Here is a 1,740-nt window from a genome sequence, read left to right on the forward strand (position 1 = left end):
AATAATCCATCTCGTCACTTTTATTTTGCCATAGCAGCTTCTGCTTGCGCCTTTGCCGCCATAGCCGCAGCTTCATCAAGATGTTCAGCACGCTCAACTACATCAGCAAGAATGGTGACGCAATTTGGTTGTACTTCCAGCATACCACCCTGAACATAATAAATGTCTTGTTCACCACCAGGTAAAGTAAGTCGTACTTCTCCAGGTTTCAAAACAGTCAGCAAAGGAGCATGGCCTGCGCCTATGCCCACTTCACCTAATTCTCCAGTCGCTACAACTAATTCAACCAAACCAGAGAATATTTCATGTTCAGCACTAACAATATCCAAGTGCGTTGTTATCGTCATATCATCTTACCTCATAAGGTTTTCGCTTTAGCGACCGCTTCCTCAATGCTACCAACCATATAGAATGCTTGCTCAGGCAAATCATCGTACTCACCAGCAAGAATACCTTGGAAGCCTTTGATCGTATCTTTAAGCGATACGTATTTTCCTGGGGAACCAGTGAAGACTTCAGCAACGAAGAATGGCTGTGACAAGAATCTTTGGATTTTACGTGCACGCGTTACCACACGTTTGTCTTCTTCTGATAATTCGTCCATACCCAGAATTGCAATAATATCTTTCAATTCTTTGTAACGTTGTAAGGTTTGTTGCACGCGCCGTGCTGTATCGTAGTGCTCTTGACCAACAACTAATGGATCTAATTGACGTGAAGTAGAATCTAAAGGATCAACCGCTGGATAAATACCCAACTCAGCAATTTGTCGTGATAATACAACTGTTGCATCTAAATGCGCAAAGGTAGTAGCAGGTGATGGGTCAGTCAAGTCATCCGCCGGTACATATACCGCCTGAATCGAAGTGATCGAACCAGTTTTAGTCGAGGTAATACGCTCTTGGAGCATACCCATTTCTTCCGCTAATGTAGGTTGGTATCCTACCGCAGAAGGCATACGACCTAACAGCGCTGATACCTCAACCCCGGCCAGAGTATAACGGTAAATATTATCCACAAATAATAATACGTCACGACCTTCATCACGGAATTTTTCTGCCATAGTTAAGCCAGTTAACGCAACACGCAGACGGTTACCTGGTGGCTCATTCATCTGACCATAGACAAGTGATACTTTATCCAATACGTTGGAATCTTTCATTTCGTGATAAAAATCATTCCCTTCACGAGTACGCTCACCCACACCAGCGAATACAGAGTAACCACTGTGCTCAATCGCAATATTACGGATTAATTCCATCATATTAACGGTTTTACCCACACCGGCACCACCGAACAAACCAACTTTACCACCTTTTGCAAATGGGCAAAGTAAGTCAATTACTTTAATACCTGTTTCTAATAATTCTTGGCTACCTGCTTGTTCTTCGTAACTTGGAGCTTTACGGTGAATAGCCCAATGCTCATCAGCGTCAATAGGACCTGCATCATCTACTGGACGACCTAAAACGTCCATGATACGACCTAACGTTTTCTTACCGACCGGTACTTGGATTGGATGACCGGTGTTTTGCGCTTTTAAGCCACGCTTTAAGCCATCGGTAGTTCCCATAGCAATAGTCCGTACAACTCCATCACCAAGCTGTTGTTGTACTTCAAACACCAAATCGCCATCAACCAATTTTAATGCATCATTGATTTTGGGAACGCTCTCGCGTGGGAATTCAACATCCACGACCGCGCCAATAATTTCTACTACTGTTCCTAAGCTGCTCATTA

General features: G+C 43.5%; 1 protein-coding gene and 1 pseudogene. Both read right to left on the reverse strand.

The features are described from left to right. Positions 1–347, reverse strand: a pseudogene (locus LDG_RS08615) (F0F1 ATP synthase subunit epsilon); the annotation flags it as partial. Positions 348–358: 11 nt separating this feature from the next. Beyond that, on the reverse strand, positions 359–1,738 hold the full coding sequence (gene atpD, locus LDG_RS08620) for a F0F1 ATP synthase subunit beta (RefSeq protein ID WP_006870895.1): 1,380 nt from the start codon (positions 1,736–1,738) through the stop codon (positions 359–361). Positions 1,739–1,740: the final 2 nt, after the last annotated feature.

Source organism: Legionella drancourtii LLAP12, assembly GCF_000162755.2.
In the GTDB taxonomy this organism is placed as follows: domain Bacteria; phylum Pseudomonadota; class Gammaproteobacteria; order Legionellales; family Legionellaceae; genus Legionella; species Legionella drancourtii.